15 protein-coding genes are annotated in these 19586 nt (G+C 70.0%); 11 read left to right on the forward strand and 4 right to left on the reverse strand.

Features of this window, described 5'->3' with window-relative positions:
- Positions 1–78: 78 nt before the first annotated feature.
- The 3 genes from ACFVYL_RS02270 to ACFVYL_RS02280 all read right to left on the reverse strand — a co-directional run bounded on the left by ACFVYL_RS02270 (position 79) and on the right by ACFVYL_RS02280 (position 4568).
- Entirely contained in the window at positions 79–2544 is a 2466-nt protein-coding gene (locus tag ACFVYL_RS02270) for an MFS transporter (RefSeq protein ID WP_389712379.1), read from the reverse strand.
- Between the two features lie 234 nt (positions 2545–2778).
- The gene (locus ACFVYL_RS02275; RefSeq protein WP_389712380.1) at positions 2779–3222 is read right to left on the reverse strand and encodes an SRPBCC family protein; all 444 of its coding nucleotides are present in this window, start codon (positions 3220–3222) and stop codon (positions 2779–2781) included.
- Between the two features lie 98 nt (positions 3223–3320).
- Positions 3321–4568 carry an SLC13 family permease gene (locus ACFVYL_RS02280; RefSeq protein WP_389712381.1) on the reverse strand — a complete coding sequence of 416 codons (1248 nt, stop codon included), beginning with the start codon at positions 4566–4568 and terminating at the stop codon, positions 3321–3323.
- Between the two features lie 199 nt (positions 4569–4767).
- Here ACFVYL_RS02280 and ACFVYL_RS02285 point away from each other — a divergent pair, with 199 nt between their 5' ends.
- Positions 4768–5802, forward strand: a complete 1035-nt coding sequence (locus ACFVYL_RS02285) for an Rv2578c family radical SAM protein (RefSeq protein ID WP_389712382.1) — start codon at positions 4768–4770, stop codon at positions 5800–5802.
- 121 nt (positions 5803–5923) lie between these two features.
- Entirely contained in the window at positions 5924–7522 is a 1599-nt protein-coding gene (locus ACFVYL_RS02290; RefSeq protein ID WP_389712383.1) for an alpha/beta hydrolase, read from the forward strand.
- A 211-nt stretch (positions 7523–7733) separates the two neighbouring features.
- On the opposite strand, the gene ACFVYL_RS02295 is transcribed toward ACFVYL_RS02290, so the two are convergent.
- Complete coding sequence (locus ACFVYL_RS02295; protein ID WP_389712384.1) at positions 7734–8303, reverse strand: adenylosuccinate lyase; 570 nt, start codon at positions 8301–8303, stop codon at positions 7734–7736.
- Positions 8304–8652: 349 nt separating this feature from the next.
- On the opposite strand from ACFVYL_RS02295, the gene ACFVYL_RS02300 reads away from it, so the two are divergent.
- From ACFVYL_RS02300 to pssA, 9 genes are all read left to right on the forward strand, one after another.
- A complete protein-coding gene (locus tag ACFVYL_RS02300) occupies positions 8653–10434 on the forward strand; it encodes a 3-hydroxyacyl-CoA dehydrogenase family protein (protein ID WP_389712385.1) in 1782 nt (593 codons plus the stop codon).
- Positions 10435–10528: 94 nt separating this feature from the next.
- Positions 10529–11353, forward strand: coding sequence for a TetR family transcriptional regulator (locus ACFVYL_RS02305; RefSeq protein WP_389712457.1), 825 nt, complete (start codon positions 10529–10531; stop codon positions 11351–11353).
- A 416-nt stretch (positions 11354–11769) separates the two neighbouring features.
- Positions 11770–13131 (forward strand): crotonyl-CoA carboxylase/reductase, encoded by a 1362-nt coding sequence (ccrA, locus tag ACFVYL_RS02310; protein WP_389712386.1) that lies wholly within the window; start codon positions 11770–11772, stop codon positions 13129–13131.
- Between the two features lie 22 nt (positions 13132–13153).
- Positions 13154–15181, forward strand: coding sequence for a protein meaA (locus tag ACFVYL_RS02315; RefSeq protein WP_389712387.1), 2028 nt, complete (start codon positions 13154–13156; stop codon positions 15179–15181).
- Positions 15178–16143, forward strand: a complete 966-nt coding sequence (locus ACFVYL_RS02320) for an HpcH/HpaI aldolase/citrate lyase family protein (protein WP_389712388.1) — start codon at positions 15178–15180, stop codon at positions 16141–16143. Before ACFVYL_RS02315 ends, ACFVYL_RS02320 begins: the two co-directional genes overlap by 4 nt.
- Positions 16144–16149: 6 nt before the next feature.
- Complete coding sequence (locus ACFVYL_RS02325; protein WP_389712389.1) at positions 16150–16662, forward strand: MaoC family dehydratase; 513 nt, start codon at positions 16150–16152, stop codon at positions 16660–16662.
- A gap of 4 nt (positions 16663–16666) precedes the next feature.
- A complete protein-coding gene (locus tag ACFVYL_RS02330; protein ID WP_389712390.1) occupies positions 16667–17872 on the forward strand; it encodes an acyl-CoA dehydrogenase family protein in 1206 nt (401 codons plus the stop codon).
- A 171-nt stretch (positions 17873–18043) separates the two neighbouring features.
- The gene (locus ACFVYL_RS02335; RefSeq protein ID WP_055555195.1) at positions 18044–18700 is read left to right on the forward strand and encodes a phosphatidylserine decarboxylase; all 657 of its coding nucleotides are present in this window, start codon (positions 18044–18046) and stop codon (positions 18698–18700) included.
- Positions 18687–19541: a CDP-diacylglycerol--serine O-phosphatidyltransferase gene (pssA, locus tag ACFVYL_RS02340; RefSeq protein ID WP_361731473.1), complete on the forward strand. Its 855-nt coding sequence runs from the start codon at positions 18687–18689 to the stop codon at positions 19539–19541. The genes ACFVYL_RS02335 and pssA overlap by 14 nt, the downstream gene beginning before the upstream one ends.
- The last annotated feature ends 45 nt before the right edge of the window (positions 19542–19586 follow it).

The following is a 19586-nucleotide window of genomic DNA, read 5'->3' on the forward strand; positions in this document are numbered from 1 at the left end:
GGGTTGCCGTGCCGGGCATTGCGGGAATTGCCCGGCAGGACCGGGCCACCGGCGCACGCCCCCCTGGGCCGGACTCGCTCAGTCCTCGTGGCCGAGCTGGAGGTCCCGCTCCGTGCGGCCGCCGCCCGCGACCTGGAGGACGGTGGCGACCGGCGGGTAACCCGCCGCGATGACGGTGTACTCGCCGGAGGACAGGTCGACGAAGCGGAAGGTGCCGTCCGCTCCGGTGGTCAGGGTGTCGACGACGTTCCCCGCCGCGTCGAGCAGGGTCACGCGCGCGTCCTCGACGGTCCGTCCACCGCTGGCCCGCACGGTGCCGCGCAGCACGGCGCCGCCCGCGAGCTCCACGTCCTGGCGGGTCTCGCGGGAGGCCTGCACGCTGACGGGCAGCGCGGCGGGGCGGAACGCGGGGGCGCTCGCCGCGAGCGTGTACTCGCCTGCCACCAACTCCGTGATGACGTAGCTGCCTTCGCGCCCGCTGCGGGTGGTGGCGACGACCTCGCCGCGGACGTCGGTGAGGGTGACGGCGGCGTCCCTGACGGGGGTGCCGTCGGCGGTCACCACGGTCCCGGCGAGGCGTCCCGCCCCGCCGAGGACCACGTCGAGCTCGACGGGCCGCTCGCCGACGGTGACGGTGACGGCCTGGGGCTGGTGTCCGCCGGCGGCAGCGATGAGCACGAAGGAGCCGGTGCCCGGCGTGGCCAGCGCGTACCGGCCGTCCTCTCCGCTCGCGCCGCGCCCGATCTGCTGCCCGCCCACGTCGATGAGGGTGAGGGCCGCGCGGGGCACCACGGTGCCGTCGGGGTGCTGCACGGTGCCGCAGACCGGGACTCCGGCGGTGTACGACGCCGTGCGGGCCCGGGGTACGGGCGTGGGCTCGGCGGCGGTTGCGTTGGGGGTGGCGGCGCTGGACAACAGGGGGGTCTCCTTGAGGAAGAAGGCGAGCAGCATGCCGAGAACGAGCACCGGCACCAAATAGAGGAAGATCCGCGGCATCGCGTCGGCGTAGGCCCGGATGTAGCCGTCGCGCAGCGGCGCGGGCAGCGTGTGGACGAGCTGGGGGGTGATGGACTCGGCGTCGGGCAGGGACCGGCCCGCACCGGCGGGGATCCGGTCCCGCAGCGCGTCGGCGAGCCGGTCGGCGAAGAGCGTGCCGAAGATCGCGGCGCCCACGCTGCCGCCGATCTGCCGGAAGTAGTTGTTGGCGCTGGTGGCGGTGCCCAGGTCGGCGGGGCGTACCGCGTTCTGCACGGCGAGGACCAGGACCGGCATGACCAGGCCGATGCCCGCGCCGAGGACGGCCATCCAGATGCTGTACTGCAGCCGGGAGGTGTCGGCTTCGAGCCGCGAGAGCAGCCACATGCCGACGACGGACAGGACGCCGCCGGCGATCGGGTAGATCTTGTAACGCCCGGTGTGGCTGATGAGCTGCCCGGAGACGATCGACGCGCCGACGATGCCACCCATCATCGGCAGCATCAGGAGGCCGGACTCGGTGGCGCTGGCGCCGTCGACCATCTGCAGGAAGGTCGGCAGATAACTGGCCGCTCCGAAGAGGGCGATTCCGACGACCATCCCCACCAGAGAGGTGATGTTGAAGACCGGATCACGGAAGAAGCGAAGCGGAATGATCGGTTCTGCGGCGTACTTCTCGGCGATCAGGAAGAGCACGCTCGCCACGACGGCCCCGGCGCCGAGCCCGAGGATCACGCGGTCGCCCCACTCGTACTCGGTACCGCCCCAACTGGTCAGCAGCACGAGGCAGGTGGAGGCGGCGGCGAGCAGAAGCGCGCCGAGCACGTCGAGCCGGGCCCGCGCGGTGGGCTTGGGCAGCTTCAGGACGACCGTGACGACGAGGAGGGTGACCAGGCCGAAGGGCACGTTGAAGTAGAAGCACCAGCGCCAGGAGACGTGGTCGGTGAAGAAGCCGCCGAGCAGCGGGCCCGCGACCGAGGCGAGGCCGAACGCGGCGCCGATCAGGCCCATGTAGCGGCCGCGCTGCCGGGGCGGCACGATGTCCGCGATGATCGCCTGGACGCCGATCATCAGGCCGCCCGCACCGGCGCCCTGGAGCGCACGGAAGGCGATGAGCTGGTCCATCGTCCGCGACCAGCCGGCGAGCGCCGAGCCGATGACGAAGACGACGATGGCGAACTGGAAGACGCCCTTGCGCCCGAAGAGGTCGCCGAGCTTGCCGTAGACGGGCAGCCCGATGGTGGAGGTGAGCAGGTAGGCGGTGATCGCCCAGGACATCTTGTCGAGGCCGTGCAGCTCGCCGACGATCTTCGGGAGCGCGGTGGCGACGATCATCTGCTCCAGTGCGGCGAGCAGCAGGGCGAGCATCAGGCCGACGAAGACCATCCGGACGCGGCTGGGGCTGAGCCCGTGGCCCGCCGGGTCCGGAGCCGCCGGCGGGCCCTGGCCGCGTCCCCGGTCGTCCTGCGCCGGGGGCGCGTTGCCCTCGGCGCGGTGCCGCTCGTCCCGGTCGAGCCGCCTGCTCCGCTCGTCCTGTCCGGCGACCTTCACCAGCGTCGTCCCGCCCACATCCTGCTCCCCTCGTCGCGCCTGCGCCGCCCATTTCTCGCATTACGCGACAACAGCGAGCAAGCGCGACGAGTCGCCCTCGCGGGGGCCTGGCGGGTGTAAGCGCCGGTAGGAGCCCTACGGCGTACAACGGAGCCGGACGGAAAACCACTCGAAACGGTGAGCGTGAGAGCAACCCTGATGGGTTATGCGGGAGTTGGGCGGGCGACCGCGGCCGCCCGCCCCTCTCGGGTCCTACTTCTCGACCTCGGCGGCGAGGTTGCCGAGCACGCTGTCGTAGATGCGTCCGAGGCCCTTGGGCGCGAACGTCTTCTCGAAGAAGCCGCCGATGCCGCCCGCGCCGTTCCACACGGTGGTGACGACCACGCGGGACTTGCCCTCGCCCGCGGGGGTCACCGTCCAGGTCGTGACCATGGAGGAGTTGCGGTCCTTCTCGACCAGCTCGCCGTCGGTGGGCTCGCTGACGTCGAGGAGACAGTCGCGGATCCGCTTGCTGGTGGCCTGGAGCTTCCAGTGGACGAGGGTGCCCTGGCCGTCGCCGCCCTCGCGCACCTCGTACTCGCTGAAGTGCTCCGAAAGGAGCTTCTCGCGCGTGCCGTTGTAGTCGGCAAGCGCGTCGAAGACGTCGTCCGGCTTTGCCGTGATGATCCGCTCCGCGACCGCTTCGACCTGCGCCATTGCACTTCCTCCAGCATGTGTGTTTCTCGGGGGCTTCGTGGAAAGCCAACCACCCGGCCTACCGGCCTCCCAAATCGGGTCCCTGGTCGGCGGCTTGGTCAGCCCGGCAGGAGCCCAAGCGAGATCCACAGCGCGAGCGTCGACAGGACGAGGGCGGCGGGAGTGGTGAGGAGCCCGAGGCGGGTGAAGCGCCCGAGGTGCACGTCGTGGTCGTGCTGGTGGGCGATGCGGCGCCACAGGAGGGTGGCGAGGGAACCGGCGTAGGTGAGGTTGGGTCCGATGTTCACGCCGAGCAGGACGGCGAGGACGGCGCCGGGGCCGGACGGTGCCGCCAGCGGGACCAGGGCGAGCACGGCCGGCAGGTTGTTGATCAGGTTGGCGAGCAGCGCGGCGACGGCGGCGGTGGCGAGCAGCGCGGGCAGCGCGGTGCCGTCCGGCAGGACCCGCCCCAGCGCGTCGCCCAGGCCGTTGTCGACGACGGCCCTGACGACGATGCCGAGGGCGAGGACGAAGGCCAGGAACGGCAGGGAGGCGGAGCGCAGGATTGCCACCGGTGTCGTACGACGGCGTACGAGCGAGCGGACCGCGAGGACGGCCGCCCCGGCCGCGGCGGCCCAGGCGGGGTCGACGCCGACGGTGGAGGCCACCGCGAACCCGGCGAGCGTGACCGCGACGGTCACCAGGGCGAACAGCGGCATCTCCGGCGGCTCCGCGGCCTCGGCGCCCTCCGAGGGGGCGTCGAGGTCGGCGGCGAAGAACCGCCGGAAGACGGCGTACTCGACCGCGATGGCGACCAGCCAGGGCAACGTCATGAGCAGCGCGAACCGGGTGAAGCTCAGGCCGGTCGCGGTGAAGGCGAGGAGGTTCGTCAGGTTCGAGACCGGCAGCAGGAGGGACGCGGTGTTGGAGAGGTGGGCGCTCGCGTAGACGTGCGGCGCGGGCCGGGCGCCCATGCGTGCGGCCGTGGCGAAGACGACCGGGGTCAGCAGGACGACGGTGGCGTCCAGGCTCAGGGCCGCGGTGATCACCGAGGCGAGCGCGAAGACGGCGCCGAGCAGCCGGCGGGGGCGGCCCGCGGCCCGGCGCGCCATCCAGGTGCCGCAGGCGTGGAAGAGCCCTTCGTCGGCGCAGAGCCTGGCGAGGACCAGGACGCCCGCGAGGAAGCCGATCACCGGGCCGAGCCGCGCGGCCTCGTCCCGTACGCCGTCGAGCGGGATCGCCCCGGACGCGATCACGACACCGGCGGCGGGCACGGCGAAGGCGGCCTCCGGCCAGCGGAAGGGCCGGACGACGGCGCAGATGAGCACCACGGCCAGGGCGGCGACGGACAGGGACTCGACGAGCATGCCTCCGATCATGCATCGCCCGCCGCCCGGTCACGTCGTCGCCCTGCGCCGGGCTCTCCGCGACAGCGTCGGCGTGGGCCACGGTGACGCCCGGTGCGGCGAGGGCGGCCGCCACTAGGGTCCTAGCCCCCGGAACCCGACTCGCACGATCAAGGGAACATGTGTTCTATTCTGTGGTCAGTGCTACCGAGGAGGCGTCATGCGTTGGGAGAACCTCTCCGACGAGCCACGTCCGGGGACCGTCGACGCCGCGCTGTTCGGCGCGGACGCGGTGACCACCAGGACTTTCGACACCCCTGAGTTCAGGGGGATCACCTTTCACGAGGTCCGGGCCAGGTCGATCGTGAACCGCGTGCCGGGCGCGTCCCGCATGCCGTTCGAATGGACGGTCAACCCCTACCGGGGGTGCACGCACGCGTGCGTCTACTGTTTCGCGCGCAAGACCCACAGCTATCTGGACCTGGACACCGGTCTCGGGTTCGACAGCCAGATCGTCGTCAAGGTCAACGCCGCCGAGCTGCTGCGGCGCCGCCTCGCCTCGCCGCGCTGGCACGGCGACCACATCGCCATGGGCACGAACGTGGACTGCTACCAGCGCGCGGAGGGCCGCTACCGCCTGATGCCGGGGATCATCGAGGCACTGCGCGACCACGCGAACCCCTTCTCGATCCTGACGAAGGGCACGCTGATCCTGCGCGACCTCGACCTGCTCCGGCAGGCGGCCGCGGTGACGGACGTCGGGATCTCCGTGTCCGTGGGCTTCACCGACCAGGAGCTGTGGCGCACCGTCGAACCGGGCACGCCCGCTCCGGAGCGGCGTCTCGACGTCGTCCGCACCCTGACCGGACACGGCATCGGCTGCGGCGTCCTGATGGCGCCCGTCATCCCGTTCCTCGGCGACCACCCCGACCAGTTGCGCGCCACGGTGCGGGCGGTCGCCGCCTCCGGCGCCACCTCGGTGACCCCGCTGGTCCTGCATCTGCGGCCGGGCGCGCGCGAATGGTTCATGGCCTGGCTCGGGCAGCACCACCCGCACCTGGTGCGACGGTACGAACGGCTTTACGCGGAAGGGGCATACGCCCCGAAGTGGTACCAACGCCGCATCACCCGTCACGTGCACGAGCTGGCCGAGGAGTTCGGCATCGGCCCCACGCGCGCGAGGGCGGCCCGGCGGATACCCGCCCCCGAGGCGGCGGAGTCCGCGGCCGGCCCCACGCAGCTCACGCTGCTCTGAGGCGGCGTGCCCCCTTTCGGGTCATTTCCCGCCGGACCAGCCCCTTCCAGACGCGGTTTCCGGGAGCATGCGCCAAGGTTCGCGGCCTGCCGGGCCCGAACCCATCGCTCTGGGAGGCCGGATGAAAAAGCGCACCGTCGTACTCTGCTCAGTCGCCGCCGTGGCGGCGGGAATGGTCACAGCGGTGCCACCCGCAACGGGCGCCCCGGCCACCTCGTACACCGCCCCGGCCCCGTACACGCGCGCACACCCCCCGCTCCCGTGGAAGAAGTGCGCCACCAAGAACAGCCCGACGCTCCAGTGCGCGTCGTTGAAGGTCCCGCTCGACCACCAGGACCCGGGCGGCAGACAGCTCACCATCGCCCTCTCGCGCGTCCCGCACACCGCGAAGACCTTCCAGGGGCCGCTCCTGGTGAACCCCGGCGGGCCGGGTGGCAGCGGGCTGAGCATGGCGGGGTTCGTCGCCAGGAAACTCCCGAAGAAGGTGGCGGCGCAGTACGACGTGATCGGCTTCGATCCCCGGGGCGTGGGCAAGAGCAAGCCCGCCCTCAACTGCCGCCCCGGGCACTTCTCCCCCGTGCGCCCCGCCACCGTCCCCACCACGCCCGCCCTGGAGCACGCCAACCTCGACAGGGCACGGAAGTTCGGGCAGGCGTGCTCTTCGAAGTACGGGGACATCCTGCCGTTCATCGACACGGTGAGCGTGGTCCAGGACATGGACGCCATCCGCGCGGCCCTCGGCGCGAAGCGCGTCAACTACTACGCCTACTCGTACGGCACCTACCTGGGCGCCCTCTACGGAAAGCTCTATCCGCACCGGGTGCGCCGCATGGCCCTGGACTCCCTCGTCGACCCCACGGGCATCTGGTACGACGACAACCTCCGCCAGGACTACGCCTTCGACGCCCGCCACAAGGCGTTCATGGCCTGGATCGCCCGGCACGACGCGACGTACAAACTGGGCAAGGACCCCGCCGCGGTCGAGGCCAAGTGGTACGCGATGCGGGACGCGGTCACCAAGAAGCCCGCGGGCAAGAAGGTGGGCGGCGCGGAGCTGGAGGACACCTACATTCCCGGCGGCTACTTCAACGGCTACTGGCCGCCCCTGGCCGAGGCGTTCGCCGCGTACGCGAAGGGCGGGAAGACCGCTCCGCTCGTCAAGGCGTACGAGAGGTTCGGCGCCGTGGACGCCGCGGGCGAGAACAGCTACAGCGTCTACACGGCCGTGCAGTGCCGGGACGCGCAGTGGCCGCGCGACTGGGGCACGTGGCGCGACGACAACGACGCGGCGCACGCGAAGGCGCCGTTCTCCACCTGGAACAACGCCTGGTACAACGCCCCGTGCGCGTTCTGGCCGACGCACCACCTGAGCGCGCCGGACACCGCCAACTCCGAACTGCCGCCGGTCCTGCTGTTCCAGGCGACCGACGACCCCGCCACTCCGTACGACGGCGCCATCGCCCTGCACCAGAAGCTGCGCGGCTCCCGTCTGGTGGTCGAGCAGGGCGGCGGCAACCACGGCGTCACCCTGAGCGGAAACGCCTGCCTGGACCGGCACTTGGCCGCGTACCTGGCGAACGGCAAGGCGCCGGAGGGCGACGGCGAGGTCGACGCGGTGTGCGACGCGCTGCCGGACCCGAAGCCCGCGAAGGCCGGGAAGGGCACGTCGGGGACGCGGCGCGGGGCGTTGTCACACCCGTGGTCCACCATGGGGGCATGAGCCGACTGCCCCGCAGCGGCTCCCCGCGTCCTCAGCGGTGCAGGTGGGGGCGTTGGCCGGTCCCGTTCCTGATGGAGACAGAGGTGTTCACGGTGGTGGCGGAGTAGTGGCGGCGGACCGGGTGCGGCCCGTGCGGAGCGGCACCGCGCTCCGCTACAGCCGCGACCTCACCTGAGCCCGCCCCGCCCGCCCCGCCCGCACGTCGCTCCGGTCACTCCGGCAGCCGGGCCAGCGCCGCCGAGGCCGCGGCCGCGAGGCGGGGGTGGCCGCGTGCGGCCATCAGGACCGGGCGGGCCCGGCCGTCGCCCAACGCGCCGAGCCCCTCCACGCACGCCAGGGCGATCTTGCCGTAGGGGTCGTGCGGGGCCAGTCTGCGCTGCAGCGTGGCGATGAGCGCGGGCGCCGACTCGGGGGCGCGCAGCTCGGTCAGCAGGCGCACGGGGTGGAGCGCGTAGGCGATCCGGAGCTCGTTCGTCGCGAGGGCGGCCGCCGCGCGTGCCGTGCGCGGGTCGCCGAGCCGCGCCAGGGCGTAGGCCGCGGCGGCGCACCGCGGCGGGTCCCGGTGGTTGAGGAGGAGGACGAGCGACTCGAAGGCCCTGCGGTCCCCCGCGACGCCGAGCCTGACCGCCACCAACTCCCGGGCCCACAGGGGCTGCCCGGGCGAGACGAGCGCCTCGGCGAGCTCATCGACGTCACCGGTGGCGACCAGCCTCTCGTACTCCCGCGATCCGCCCGCCTCGGCCCGTAAGCGTTCCGTCACCGTCCGCAACTCCTCATCCATGGCGAGAGCCTAAGCCTTGTGGGTGGCCGCGATGTAGATCACAGACATCGGAGAACATCGCGGGCTGGCGCGCTCGTTACTCGCCGGTTAGTCTCATGTGAGCGGGGCACACTCCCCGTAGCAGTTCCTTTCTCGCGGTGGCCTGGTGACGCAGCCACCGTGAGTGTCTGGTCGGTTCGGTACTTCAGGTACCTCAGTACGACGCGGCTCCGGGACAGGGCCGGTCGACTTCTCACCGGGCGTGCCCTGCGCGCCGCCCGGACACGACACGCCACCTCCCGCCCGCCGTACGGCAGTCGCCGTACCCGCGCGCGCCCCTCAGTCGTCACTCTCTTCCTGGAGTCCACGCATGGACACTCCCCTGAACACCGTCGCCGTCATCGGCCTGGGCACGATGGGCACCGGCATCACCGAGGTCCTGGCCCGTGCGGGCCGCGAGGTCATCGGCATCGACATCAGCCAGGCGGCGGCCGCCCGCGCGGTCGAGTCCCTGGAGGCCTCGACCGCCCGCGCCGTGCGCCGGGAGCGCCTCACCGAGGAGGAGCGCCGCGGCATCCTCGCCCGCTTCCGCACCTTCACCGACCTGCGGGCCGCGGCCGACGCGGACCTGGTCGTCGAGGTCGTCCCGGAGTCGTACGAGATCAAGCAGCAGGTCGTCCGTGAGCTCGACACCGTCGTGCGCCCCGAGACGATCATCGCGACCGGCACCAACGCGCTGTCCGTGACCCGTCTGGCCGCCGAATCGGCGCGCCCCGAGCGGGTGTTGGGGCTGCACTTCTTCAACCCGGCCCCGGCGATGAAGCTCGTCGAGATCGTCTCGTCCGTGCTGACCGCGCCCGCCGCCGTCACCGCCGTCACCGAGCTCGCGTACGCCCTGGGCAAGGAGCCCGTCGCGGTCGGCGACCGGCCCGGCTTCGTCGCCGACGGGCTGCTCTTCGGCTACCTGAACCAGGCCGCCGCGATGTACGAGGCGAAGTACGCATCGCGCGAGGACATCGACGCCGCGATGAAGCTGGGCTGCGGACTGCCGATGGGCCCGCTCACGCTGCTCGACCTGATCGGCGTGGACACCGCCCGCACCGTCCTCGACGCCATGTACGCGGAGTCGCACGACCGCCTGCACGCGCCCGCGCCGATCCTCAAGCAGCTCAGCGAGGCGGGGCTGACCGGGCGCAAGGCGGGCCGCGGCTTCTACACGTACGCCGCCCCGGGCAGCACCGAGGTGGTCCGCGACGCGCTGACGCCGCCGGAGGACGAGGTCCGCGGGCCGGGGCGCACGGTCCGCTCGGTGGGGGTCGCTGGCTCCGGCACGATGGCGTCCGGCATCGCGGAGGTCTTCGCCAAGGCCGGCTTCGACGTGGTCCTCGCCGCCCGCTCGCAGGAGAAGGCCGAGACGGCCAAGTCCCGGATCGGCACGTCCCTGCTGCGCTCCGTCGACAAGGGCAGGATGACGGCCGAGGCCGCGGCGCTGACGCTGGAGCGGATCACCCCGGCCGGGTCGTACGAGGCGTTCGCCGACGTCGATCTGGCCCTGGAGGCCGTCGCCGAGGACCTGGAGATCAAGCGGCAGCTCTTCGCGGTGCTCGACAAGATCTGCAAGCCCGGCGCGATTCTGGCCACCACGACGTCCTCGCTGCCGGTCGTCGCCTGCGCCCGCGCCACCTCGCGGCCGCGCGACGTGATCGGCATGCACTTCTTCAACCCGGCCCCGGCGATGAAGCTGGTCGAGGTGGTCCGCACCGTGGTGACCGCGGACGACGTGCACGCCACCGTCCGCGAGGTCTGCGCGAAGATCCGCAAGCACCCGGTGGACTGCGGCGACCGCGCGGGGTTCATCGTGAACGCGCTGCTGTTCCCCTACCTCAACAACGCGATCAAGATGGTGGAACAGCACTACGCCACGCTGGACGACATCGACGCCGCGATGAAGCTCGGCGGCGGCTACCCCATGGGCCCCTTCGAGCTCCTTGACGTCGTCGGCCTGGACGTCTCACTGGCGATCGAGAAGGTCCTGCACCGCGAGTTCCGCGACCCGGGCCTGGCTCCGGCGCCGCTGCTTGAGCACCTGGTGGCCGCGGGCTGCCTCGGCCGCAAGACGGGTCGTGGCTTCCGCGAATATGCCCGGCGCTGAGCCGGCCGAGGGGCACCTGGCGGATCGGACGGACTGGGGCGGGCTGCTCGGGCCCTCGGGCAGCCCCGTCCCTCAGGAGCACCTCGCCGCGCACATGCAGTACGTTCATGGCATGTCCAAGGCCGCCAAATCCTCACGCACCGCAAGCCCCGACGCTCCGGAAAGCGCCGCGGGCAGCCGTGCCGCCGCCCAACGGCTCAAGATGCGCCGGGAGCTGGCGGCCGCGGCCATGGAACTCTTCGCGTCCAAGGGGTACGAGGCGACGACGGTCGACGAGATCGCCGCCGCCGCGGGCGTCGCCCGCCGGACCTTCTTCCGGCACTTCCGCTCCAAGGAAGAGGCGATCTTCCCGGACCACGACGACACCCTGATCCGGGCGGAGGCGGTGCTCAACGCCGCGCCGCCGCACGAGCACCCGCTGGACACGGTGTGCCGGGGCATCAAGGAAGTCATGAAGATGTACGCGGCATCGCCCGCGGTCTCCGTGGAGCGCTACCGCCTCACCCGCGAGGTCCCCACGCTCCGCGAGCGCGAGATCGCCTCGGTGGCCCGCTACGAGCGGCTGTTCACCCGCTATCTCCTGGGCCACTTCGACGAGCAGGCGCACCACGACGGCAACGACGACCCACTGCTTGCCGAGGTCGCCGCCTCCGCCGTCGTCACCGCCCACAACCACGTCCTGCGGCGCTGGCTGCGGGCCGGTGGCCAGGGCGACGTGGAGACTCAGCTGGACCACGCCTTCGCGATCGTCCGCCGCACGTTCGGCAGCGGCATCGGCGCGGGCCGCGACACCCTGCCCGCCGCGGCCGCGGCGACGGCCTCGGCACAGGGTGAGGTCCTGGTCACGGTGGCGCGCACGGACGCGCCTCTCGACGAGGTCATGCGGACCATCGAGAAGGCGCTGCGCGAGCATGCGTAGAGCACTTCGCGGGTATTCATAGTCACCCATTTGTCCCGTTTTGACTGTGCCATTCCAGGGGGCGCTACCAGCCGGTAGCGCCCCCTTCGCCGCGCCCTTACCCCCTCTGACCTGCACTGATCGATCATCGGTCAAAAATTAATGGCACCCAGTGTCTTGCCCGTTGGCACGCGGTGCCATACGTTGATGGTGTCCGGGCGGCCGGCGTGCAGAGATCTCGCGTACGCCGGCTGTCCCCGCAAGCCACGGCTTGTGCGCCCGGACGCCTGCGTCACAGGCACCTCCCACGCCCCACCAAGGCGTCGCCGAGCACCACCCTTCGCCGAACCGACGGCACACCCTCCACCGCAACTTCAGCACCCGACGCAACCCTCAAGAGCGTTCCCCTCGGACGCTTCTTCGCCGGAGGCAAAACCGTGAAGGAAATCCTGGACGCGATTCAGGCCCAGACCGCGACCGCGAGCGGCTCCGCCGCGGTCACGTCCGCCGACTTCGCCGCTCTCCCCCTGCCCGACTCGTACCGCGCGATCACCGTGCACAAGGACGAGGCGGAGATGTTCGCGGGCCTTGAGACCCGCGACAAGGACCCGCGCAAGTCGCTCCACCTGGACGACGTGCCGATCCCCGAACTCGGCCCCGGTGAGGCCCTGGTGGCCGTCATGGCCTCCTCGGTCAACTACAACTCCGTGTGGACCTCGATCTTCGAGCCCGTGTCCACGTTCAGCTTCCTGGAGCGGTACGGCAGGCTCAGCGAGCTCACCAAGCGCCACGACCTGCCGCACCACATCATCGGCTCCGACCTGGCGGGCGTCGTGCTGCGCACCGGCCCCGGCGTGAACGCCTGGAACCCGGGCGACGAGGTCGTCGCGCACTGCCTCAGCGTCGAGCTGGAGTCCTCCGACGGACACAACGACACGATGCTCGACCCCGAGCAGCGCATCTGGGGCTTCGAGACCAACTTCGGCGGCCTCGCCGAGATCGCGCTCGTCAAGTCCAACCAGCTGATGCCGAAGCCGGGTCACCTCAGCTGGGAGGAGGCGGCTTCGCCGGGCCTGGTGAACTCCACCGCCTACCGCCAGCTCGTCTCCCGCAACGGCGCCGGCATGAAGCAGGGCGACAACGTGCTCATCTGGGGCGCGAGCGGCGGACTCGGCAGCTACGCCACGCAGTTCGCGCTGGCGGGCGGCGCCAACCCCGTCTGTGTGGTGAGCAGCCCCCAGAAGGCGGAGATCTGCCGCGCCATGGGCGCCGACGCGATCATCGACCGCAACGCCGAGGACTACAAGTTCTGGAAGGACGAGCGCACGCAGGACCCGAAGGAGTGGAAGCGCTTCGGCAAGCGCATCCGCGAGCTCACCGGCGGCGAGGACATCGACATCGTCTTCGAGCACCCCGGCCGCGAGACCTTCGGCGCCTCGGTCTACGTCACCCGCAAGGGCGGCACGATCACCACCTGCGCCTCGACCTCGGGCTACATGCACGAGTACGACAACCGCTACCTGTGGATGTCCCTGAAGCGCATCATCGGCTCGCACTTCGCCAACTACCGCGAGGCGTGGGAGGCCAACCGCCTGATCGCCAAGGGCAAGATCCACCCGACGCTCTCCAAGACGTACCGCCTGGAGGACACCGGCCAGGCCGCCTACGACGTCCACCGCAACCTCCACCAGGGCAAGGTCGGCGTCCTCGCCCTCGCGCCCGAAGAGGGCCTGGGTGTGCGCGACCCCGAGATGCGCGCCAAGCACATCGACGCGATCAACCGCTTCCGCAACGTCTGAACCCACTGAGGAGCAGCGGAACATGACAGAGCGCCAGAAGGACCGGCCGTGGCTGATGCGGACCTACGCCGGTCACTCCACGGCGGAGGCGTCCAACGAGCTGTACCGGCGCAACCTCGCCAAGGGGCAGACAGGACTCTCGGTCGCCTTCGACCTGCCCACGCAGACCGGCTACGACCCCGACCACATCCTCGCCCGCGGCGAGGTGGGCCGGGTCGGCGTACCGGTCTCGCACCTCGGTGACATGCGGCGGCTGTTCCAGGACATCCCCCTGGAGCAGATGAACACCTCGATGACGATCAACGCCACCGCCATGTGGCTCCTGGCGCTCTACCAGGTGGTCGCGGAGGAGCAGGGTGCGGACATCACCCAGCTCCAGGGGACGACGCAGAACGACATCGTCAAGGAGTACCTCTCGCGCGGGACGCACGTCTTCCCGCCGGGCCCGTCGCTGCGCCTGACCACCGACATGATCACGTACACGGTGGCCCACCTCCCCAAGTGGAACCCCATCAACATCTGCAGCTACCACCTCCAGGAGGCGGGGGCCACACCGGTCCAGGAGATCGCGTACGCGATGTCCACCGCCGTCGCGGTTCTCGATGCCGTACGCGACTCAGGGCAGGTCCCCGAGGAGAAGTTCGGGGACGTCGTGGCCCGCATCTCCTTCTTCGTGAACGCGGGTGTCCGCTTCATCGAGGAGATGTGCAAGATGCGGGCGTTCGGGCGGATCTGGGATCAGGTCACGCGCGAGCGGTACGGCATCGAGAACCCGAAACACCGCCGGTTCCGCTACGGCGTACAGGTCAACTCGCTGGGTCTGACGGAGGCCCAGCCGGAGAACAACGTCCAGCGCATCGTCCTGGAGATGCTGGCCGTCACCCTCTCCAAGGACGCACGCGCGCGTGCCGTGCAGCTGCCGGCCTGGAACGAGGCCCTCGGCCTGCCCCGGCCCTGGGACCAGCAGTGGTCGCTGCGCATCCAGCAGGTGCTCGCGCACGAGAGCGACCTCCTGGAGTACGAGGACATCTTCGCGGGCTCGCACGTGATCGAGACCAAGGTCGAGGAGCTCGTCAAGGAGTCTCTGACCGAGATGGACCGGATCGAGGAGATGGGCGGCGCGATGGCCGCCGTCGAGTCCGGCTACCTCAAGTCGCAGCTCGTCTCCTCGCACGCCGAGCGCCGGGCGCGCATCGAGTCCGGCGAGGAGAAGATCGTGGGCGTGAACTCCTACGAGTCGACCGAGCCGAGCCCGCTCACCGCCGACCTGGACGCGGCGATCATGACGGTCGACCCGGCCGGCGAGGCACGCACCGTGCGGGCCATCAAGCACTGGCGCGACACCCGCTACCAGCCGCCGTTCAACCACCCGCGCCCCTGCAAGGCCCTGGAGCGGCTCAAGGAGGTGGCCGCAGGCACGGGCAACCTCATGGAGGCCACTCTGGAGTGCGCACGCGCCGGTGTGACGACCGGCGAGTGGTCGGGGGCCCTGCGGGAGGTCTTCGGGGAGTTCCGGGCGCCCACGGGCGTCTCCAGCGCTCCGGTGGCCGTCGCAGCGGAGGAGGGCTCGCCCCTCGCGCTCGTCCGCGAGAAGGTGGCCAGGACCGCCGAGGACCTCGGCGGCGGCAGGCTCCGCTTCCTGGTCGGCAAGCCCGGCCTCGACGGGCACTCCAACGGCGCCGAGCAGATCGCCGTGCGCGCCAGGGACGCCGGCTTCGAAGTGGTCTACCAGGGCATCCGCCTCACGCCCGAGCAGATCGTCGACGCGGCGCTCGCCGAGGACGTGCACGCGGTGGGCCTGTCGATCCTCTCCGGCTCGCACGCGGAGCTCGTGCCCGACGTCCTCGTGCGGCTCCGGGAGGCCGGCGCGCCCGACATCCCCGTCATCGCCGGCGGCATCATCCCCAACAGCGACGCCGAGGACCTGAAGGCGGCGGGAGTGGCCGCCGTGTTCACGCCCAAGGACTTCGGCATCACCGAGATCATCGGCCGTATCGTCGACGAGATCCGGAAAGCGAACAAGCTCGACCCTCTGGAGGTCCCCGCATGACCCAGCCCGTGAACCGTCTGCGTCCGCGCCGCTCCTGCCTCGCGGTACCGGGTTCGAATCCGCGCTTCCTGGAGAAGGCCCAGGGCCTGGCCGCCGACCAGGTCTTCCTCGACCTGGAGGACGCCTGCGCGCCGCTCGCCAAGCCTGAGGCGCGGCACACCATCGTCAAGTTCCTCAACGAGGGCGACTGGACGGGCAAGACGCGGGTCGTGCGCGTCAACGACTGGACGACCGAGTGGACGTACCGCGACGTCGTCACGGTCGTCGAGGGCGCGGGCCAGAACCTCGACTGCATCATGCTGCCGAAGGTCCAGACGGCCGAGCAGGTCGTCGCGCTCGACCTGCTGCTCACCCAGATCGAGAAGACGATGGGCTTCGAGGCCGGCAAGATCGGCATCGAGGCGCAGATCGAGAACGCGCGGGGCCTCAACAACGTCAACGCCATCGCCGAGGCCTCCCCGCGCGTCGAGACGATCATCTTCGGCCCGGCCGACTTCATGGCGTCCATCAACATGAAGTCCCTGGTCGTCGGCGAGCAGCCGCCCGGCTACCCGGCGGACGCCTACCACTTCATCCTGATGAAGATCCTGATGGCGGCCCGCGCCAACAACCTCCAGGCGATCGACGGCCCCTACCTCCAGATCAAGAACGTCGACGGCTACCGCGAGGTCGCGAACCGCGCCGCGGCGCTCGGCTTCGACGGCAAGTGGGTCCTGCACCCCGGCCAGGTCGAGGCCGCCAACGAGGTCTTCTCGCCCTCGCAGGAGGACTTCGACCACGCCGAACTGATCCTGGACGCGTACGAGTACTACACGTCCGAGGCGGGCGGCAAGAAGGGCTCGGCGATGCTCGGCGACGAGATGATCGACGAGGCGAGCCGGAAGATGGCGCTCGTCATCTCCGGGAAGGGCCGTGCGGCGGGCATGCAGCGCACGTCCAAGTTCGAGGCCCCGGAGGCGTAAGACATCATGCAGTTCGGCCGCACCTACGAAGAGTTCGACGTCGGCGCCGTGTACAAGCACTGGCCCGGAAAGACGGTCACCGAGTACGACGACCACCTCTTCTGTCTGCTCACCATGAACCACCACCCGCTCCACATGGACACCAACTATGCGGAGCAGACGACGGACTTCGGGAAGAACGTCGTCGTGGGCAACTACATCTACTCGCTGCTGCTCGGCATGTCCGTCCCGGACGTCTCCGGCAAGGCCATCGCCAACCTGGAGGTCGAGTCGCTCAAGCACGTGGCGCCGACCTTCCACGGTGACACGATCTACGGCGAGACCACGGTCCTGGACAAGACCCCGTCGAAGTCCAAGTCCGACCGCGGGATCGTCTACGTGGAGACCAGGGGCTACAAGCAGGACGGCACGCTGGTCTGCGTGTTCCGCCGCAAGGTGATGGTGCCCACCGAGACGTACATCAAGGAGCGCGGCGGCGAACAGCCCGGCCGCCCGGAGCTCAAGTCCCAGGAGAAGTGAAGCCATGAGCCGACTCGCGCAGACCGCAGGTCTCACCGACATCCAGCGGGAGATCCTGTCCACCGTCCGGGACTTCGTCGACAAGGAGATCATTCCGGTCGCCACGGAGCTGGAGCACCGTGACGAGTACCCGCAGCAGATCGTGGACGGCCTCAAGGAACTGGGCCTCTTCGGGCTCATGATCCCGGAGGAGTACGGCGGCCTGGGCGAGTCGTTGCTCACGTACGCGCTGTGCGTCGAGGAGATAGCGCGTGGCTGGATGTCGGTCTCCGGCATCATCAACACCCACTTCATCGTCGCCTACATGCTCAAGCAGCACGGCACGCAGGAGCAGAAGGAGACCTTCCTGCCGCGGATGGCGGCCGGCGAGGTGCGCGGCGCGTTCTCGATGTCGGAGCCGGGGCTCGGCTCCGATGTGTCGGCGATCACGTCGAAGGGCGTGAAGGACGGCGACGAGTACGTTCTGGGCGGTCAGAAGATGTGGCTGACCAACGGCGGGACGTCGACTCTGGTGGCCGTCCTGTGCCGGAGTGACGAAGGACACCCCGAGGGCACGGCGCCGCACAAGTCGATGACGACGTTCCTTGTCGAGAAAGAGCCCGGCTTCGGAGAGGTCAGGCCCGGCCTCACCATCCCCGGCAAGATCGACAAGATGGGTTACAAGGGCGTCGACACGACCGAACTCATCATGGACGGCCTGCGAATTCCGGCCAATCGTGTGCTCGGCGGGGTCACCGGCCGAGGTTTTTACCAAATGATGGACGGCGTCGAGGTCGGCCGCGTCAATGTCGCGGCGCGTGGCTGCGGTGTCGCTCAGCGTGCGTTCGAGCTGGGTGTCTCATATGCCCAGCAACGCCATACTTTCGGCAAGGCGATCGCGCAGCACCAGGCGATTCAGTTCAAGTTGGCCGAGATGGCTACCAAGGTCGAGGCCGCCCATGCGATGATGGTGAATGCAGCGCGCAAAAAGGACTCCGGGGAACGAAACGACCTCGAAGCAGGGATGGCGAAGTACCTCGCCTCCGAGTACTGCAAGGAAGTCGTGGAGGATGCGTTCCGGATCCACGGCGGTTACGGCTTTTCGAAGGAGTACGAGATCGAGCGCCTGTACCGGGAGGCCCCGATGCTGCTCATCGGTGAAGGTACCGCCGAGATCCAGAAAATGATCATTGGCCGACGTCTACTCGAAGAGTATCGATTCCAGGGCTAGATGCCCGGTTTGATCGGTTTTCGCCGAGAAGAAGATCACACCCTGTCAACACTCTTCGGCCGCCGACTCGGCTTCCTGGCTTGCCCAGTTGTGGCTCGCAACCGATAGCATCCGGAAAAAGCCGCCGTCCCCCCGTTCACTGCGCGGCATCATCCGCTACGAAGGTCATCCATGCCCCACAGCCAAACCTCTGCACCACGCGACGGCATTCTTCAGGGACGCCTTGCTCGCGGAGCATCGCCGTGGCTCCTGCCGACCGTCGCAACCGCGGCACTCAGTCTCGCCCGCGCGCGTCGCTCCAAGGGCGCCGCGGCCGTCGCCGTACCCGCCACCGCTCTGGCGGCGGGCATGCTGTGGTTCTTCCGCGACCCCGAGCGCGAGATCGCTCAGGGCCGGGTCATCTCCCCCGCCGACGGCGTGGTGCAGAGCATCATGCCGTGGAAGGACGGGCGTACCCGCGTCGCCATCTTCATGAGCCCGCTGAACGTCCACGTCAACCGTGCGCCCCTCGCGGGCACCGTGACGTCCGTGGAGCACATCCCCGGCGGGTTCGTCCCGGCGTTCAACAAGGAGAGCGAGAACAACGAACGTGTTGTCTGGCACTTCGACACCGAGCTCGGCGACATCGAGATGATCCAGATCGCGGGCGCTGTCGCACGGCGCATCGTGCCGTATGTGCCGCAGGGCTCGAAGGTGGAGCAGGGCGAGCGGATCGGTCTGATCCGCTTCGGCTCGCGCGTCGACATCTACCTCCCCGAGGGTGTCGAGGTGGACGTCGAGGTCGGTCAGAAGACCGTGGCTGGGGTGACTCGCATTGACCGTGGTTGATCCTGAAACACAAGCGGGCTGGGTGCCCGAGGCGGTGGAGGACGAGGCCGACGAGGAGATGCCTCTTTCACTCCGCCTCTCGATAGCGGACACCCTCACGCTCGGTAACGCCACGTGCGGGTTCATGGCGGTGTACTTCACCACCACGGGCATCCTCATCCCGCACCTCCAGGGCAGCAACGAAAGCGGCATGGCGCGGCACTCCGCCGCGACCGCCGTGATCCTCATGCTCTGCGCGGCCGTCTTCGACCTCTTCGACGGTCTCGTGGCCCGGAAGCTGCGGTCCTCGCCGATGGGCGCGGAACTGGACAACCTGTCGGACCTGATCAGCTTCGGTCTGGCGCCGGCGTACTTCGTCCTCGTCTACGGCATGGTCGCCGACGACGCCCACCAGCGGGTGGCGGCGGTCGGCGCGATCGTCGTGCTGTTGGCGGTGGTGCTGAGGCTTGCGCGGTTCAGTTGCGTGACCGTGAAGGACGGCACCTTCCAGGGCATGCCGTCGCCCTTCGGAGCGCTGACGGTCGTCTCGATCGTGCTCCTGGAGCTGCCCTTCGTGGCGACGCTCCTCGCGATCATCGGCACGGCCTGGCTCATGGTCAGCCGCGTCGAGTACCCGAAGCCGCGGGGCCCCCTCGCGGTGGCCATGCTCGCGTGGATCGTCTCGGCCATGGGTCTCCTCGCGGCCTGGGCCTTCGAGGCCCCGGGCGGGCAGCTGCTCCTGCAGACCGGCTGCGCGCTCCAGCTCGTCCTCGGCGCGGTGATTCCCCTCTTCGCCACGGCTCGACGGGTGAACAACTTCCGCGACAACCGTCGTGAGGCGCGGGCTACTCAGTTGCCGTAGTGGCTTGCTTGCTTGTACGTGGCACCGGGGGCCTGAACCGTCTGG

Origin of the sequence: Streptomyces sp. NPDC058308, assembly GCF_042880275.1 — a bacterium.
Taxonomy (GTDB): domain Bacteria; phylum Actinomycetota; class Actinomycetes; order Streptomycetales; family Streptomycetaceae; genus Streptomyces.

Coding starts and splice junctions, on each gene's coding strand:
- ACFVYL_RS02275 (WP_389712380.1), bottom strand. CDS start 3,222: ATGGCGCAGGTCGAAGCGGTCGCGGAGCGGATCATCACGGCAAAGCCG.
- ACFVYL_RS02280 (WP_389712381.1), bottom strand. CDS start 4,568: ATGCTCGTCGAGTCCCTGTCCGTCGCCGCCCTGGCCGTGGTGCTCATC.
- ACFVYL_RS02285 (WP_389712382.1), top strand. CDS start 4,768: ATGCGTTGGGAGAACCTCTCCGACGAGCCACGTCCGGGGACCGTCGAC.
- ACFVYL_RS02290 (WP_389712383.1), top strand. CDS start 5,924: ATGAAAAAGCGCACCGTCGTACTCTGCTCAGTCGCCGCCGTGGCGGCG.
- ACFVYL_RS02295 (WP_389712384.1), bottom strand. CDS start 8,303: ATGGATGAGGAGTTGCGGACGGTGACGGAACGCTTACGGGCCGAGGCG.
- ACFVYL_RS02300 (WP_389712385.1), top strand. CDS start 8,653: ATGGACACTCCCCTGAACACCGTCGCCGTCATCGGCCTGGGCACGATG.
- ACFVYL_RS02305 (WP_389712457.1), top strand. CDS start 10,529: ATGCAGTACGTTCATGGCATGTCCAAGGCCGCCAAATCCTCACGCACC.
- ACFVYL_RS02315 (WP_389712387.1), top strand. CDS start 13,154: ATGACAGAGCGCCAGAAGGACCGGCCGTGGCTGATGCGGACCTACGCC.
- ACFVYL_RS02320 (WP_389712388.1), top strand. CDS start 15,178: ATGACCCAGCCCGTGAACCGTCTGCGTCCGCGCCGCTCCTGCCTCGCG.
- ACFVYL_RS02325 (WP_389712389.1), top strand. CDS start 16,150: ATGCAGTTCGGCCGCACCTACGAAGAGTTCGACGTCGGCGCCGTGTAC.
- ACFVYL_RS02330 (WP_389712390.1), top strand. CDS start 16,667: ATGAGCCGACTCGCGCAGACCGCAGGTCTCACCGACATCCAGCGGGAG.
- ACFVYL_RS02335 (WP_055555195.1), top strand. CDS start 18,044: ATGCCCCACAGCCAAACCTCTGCACCACGCGACGGCATTCTTCAGGGA.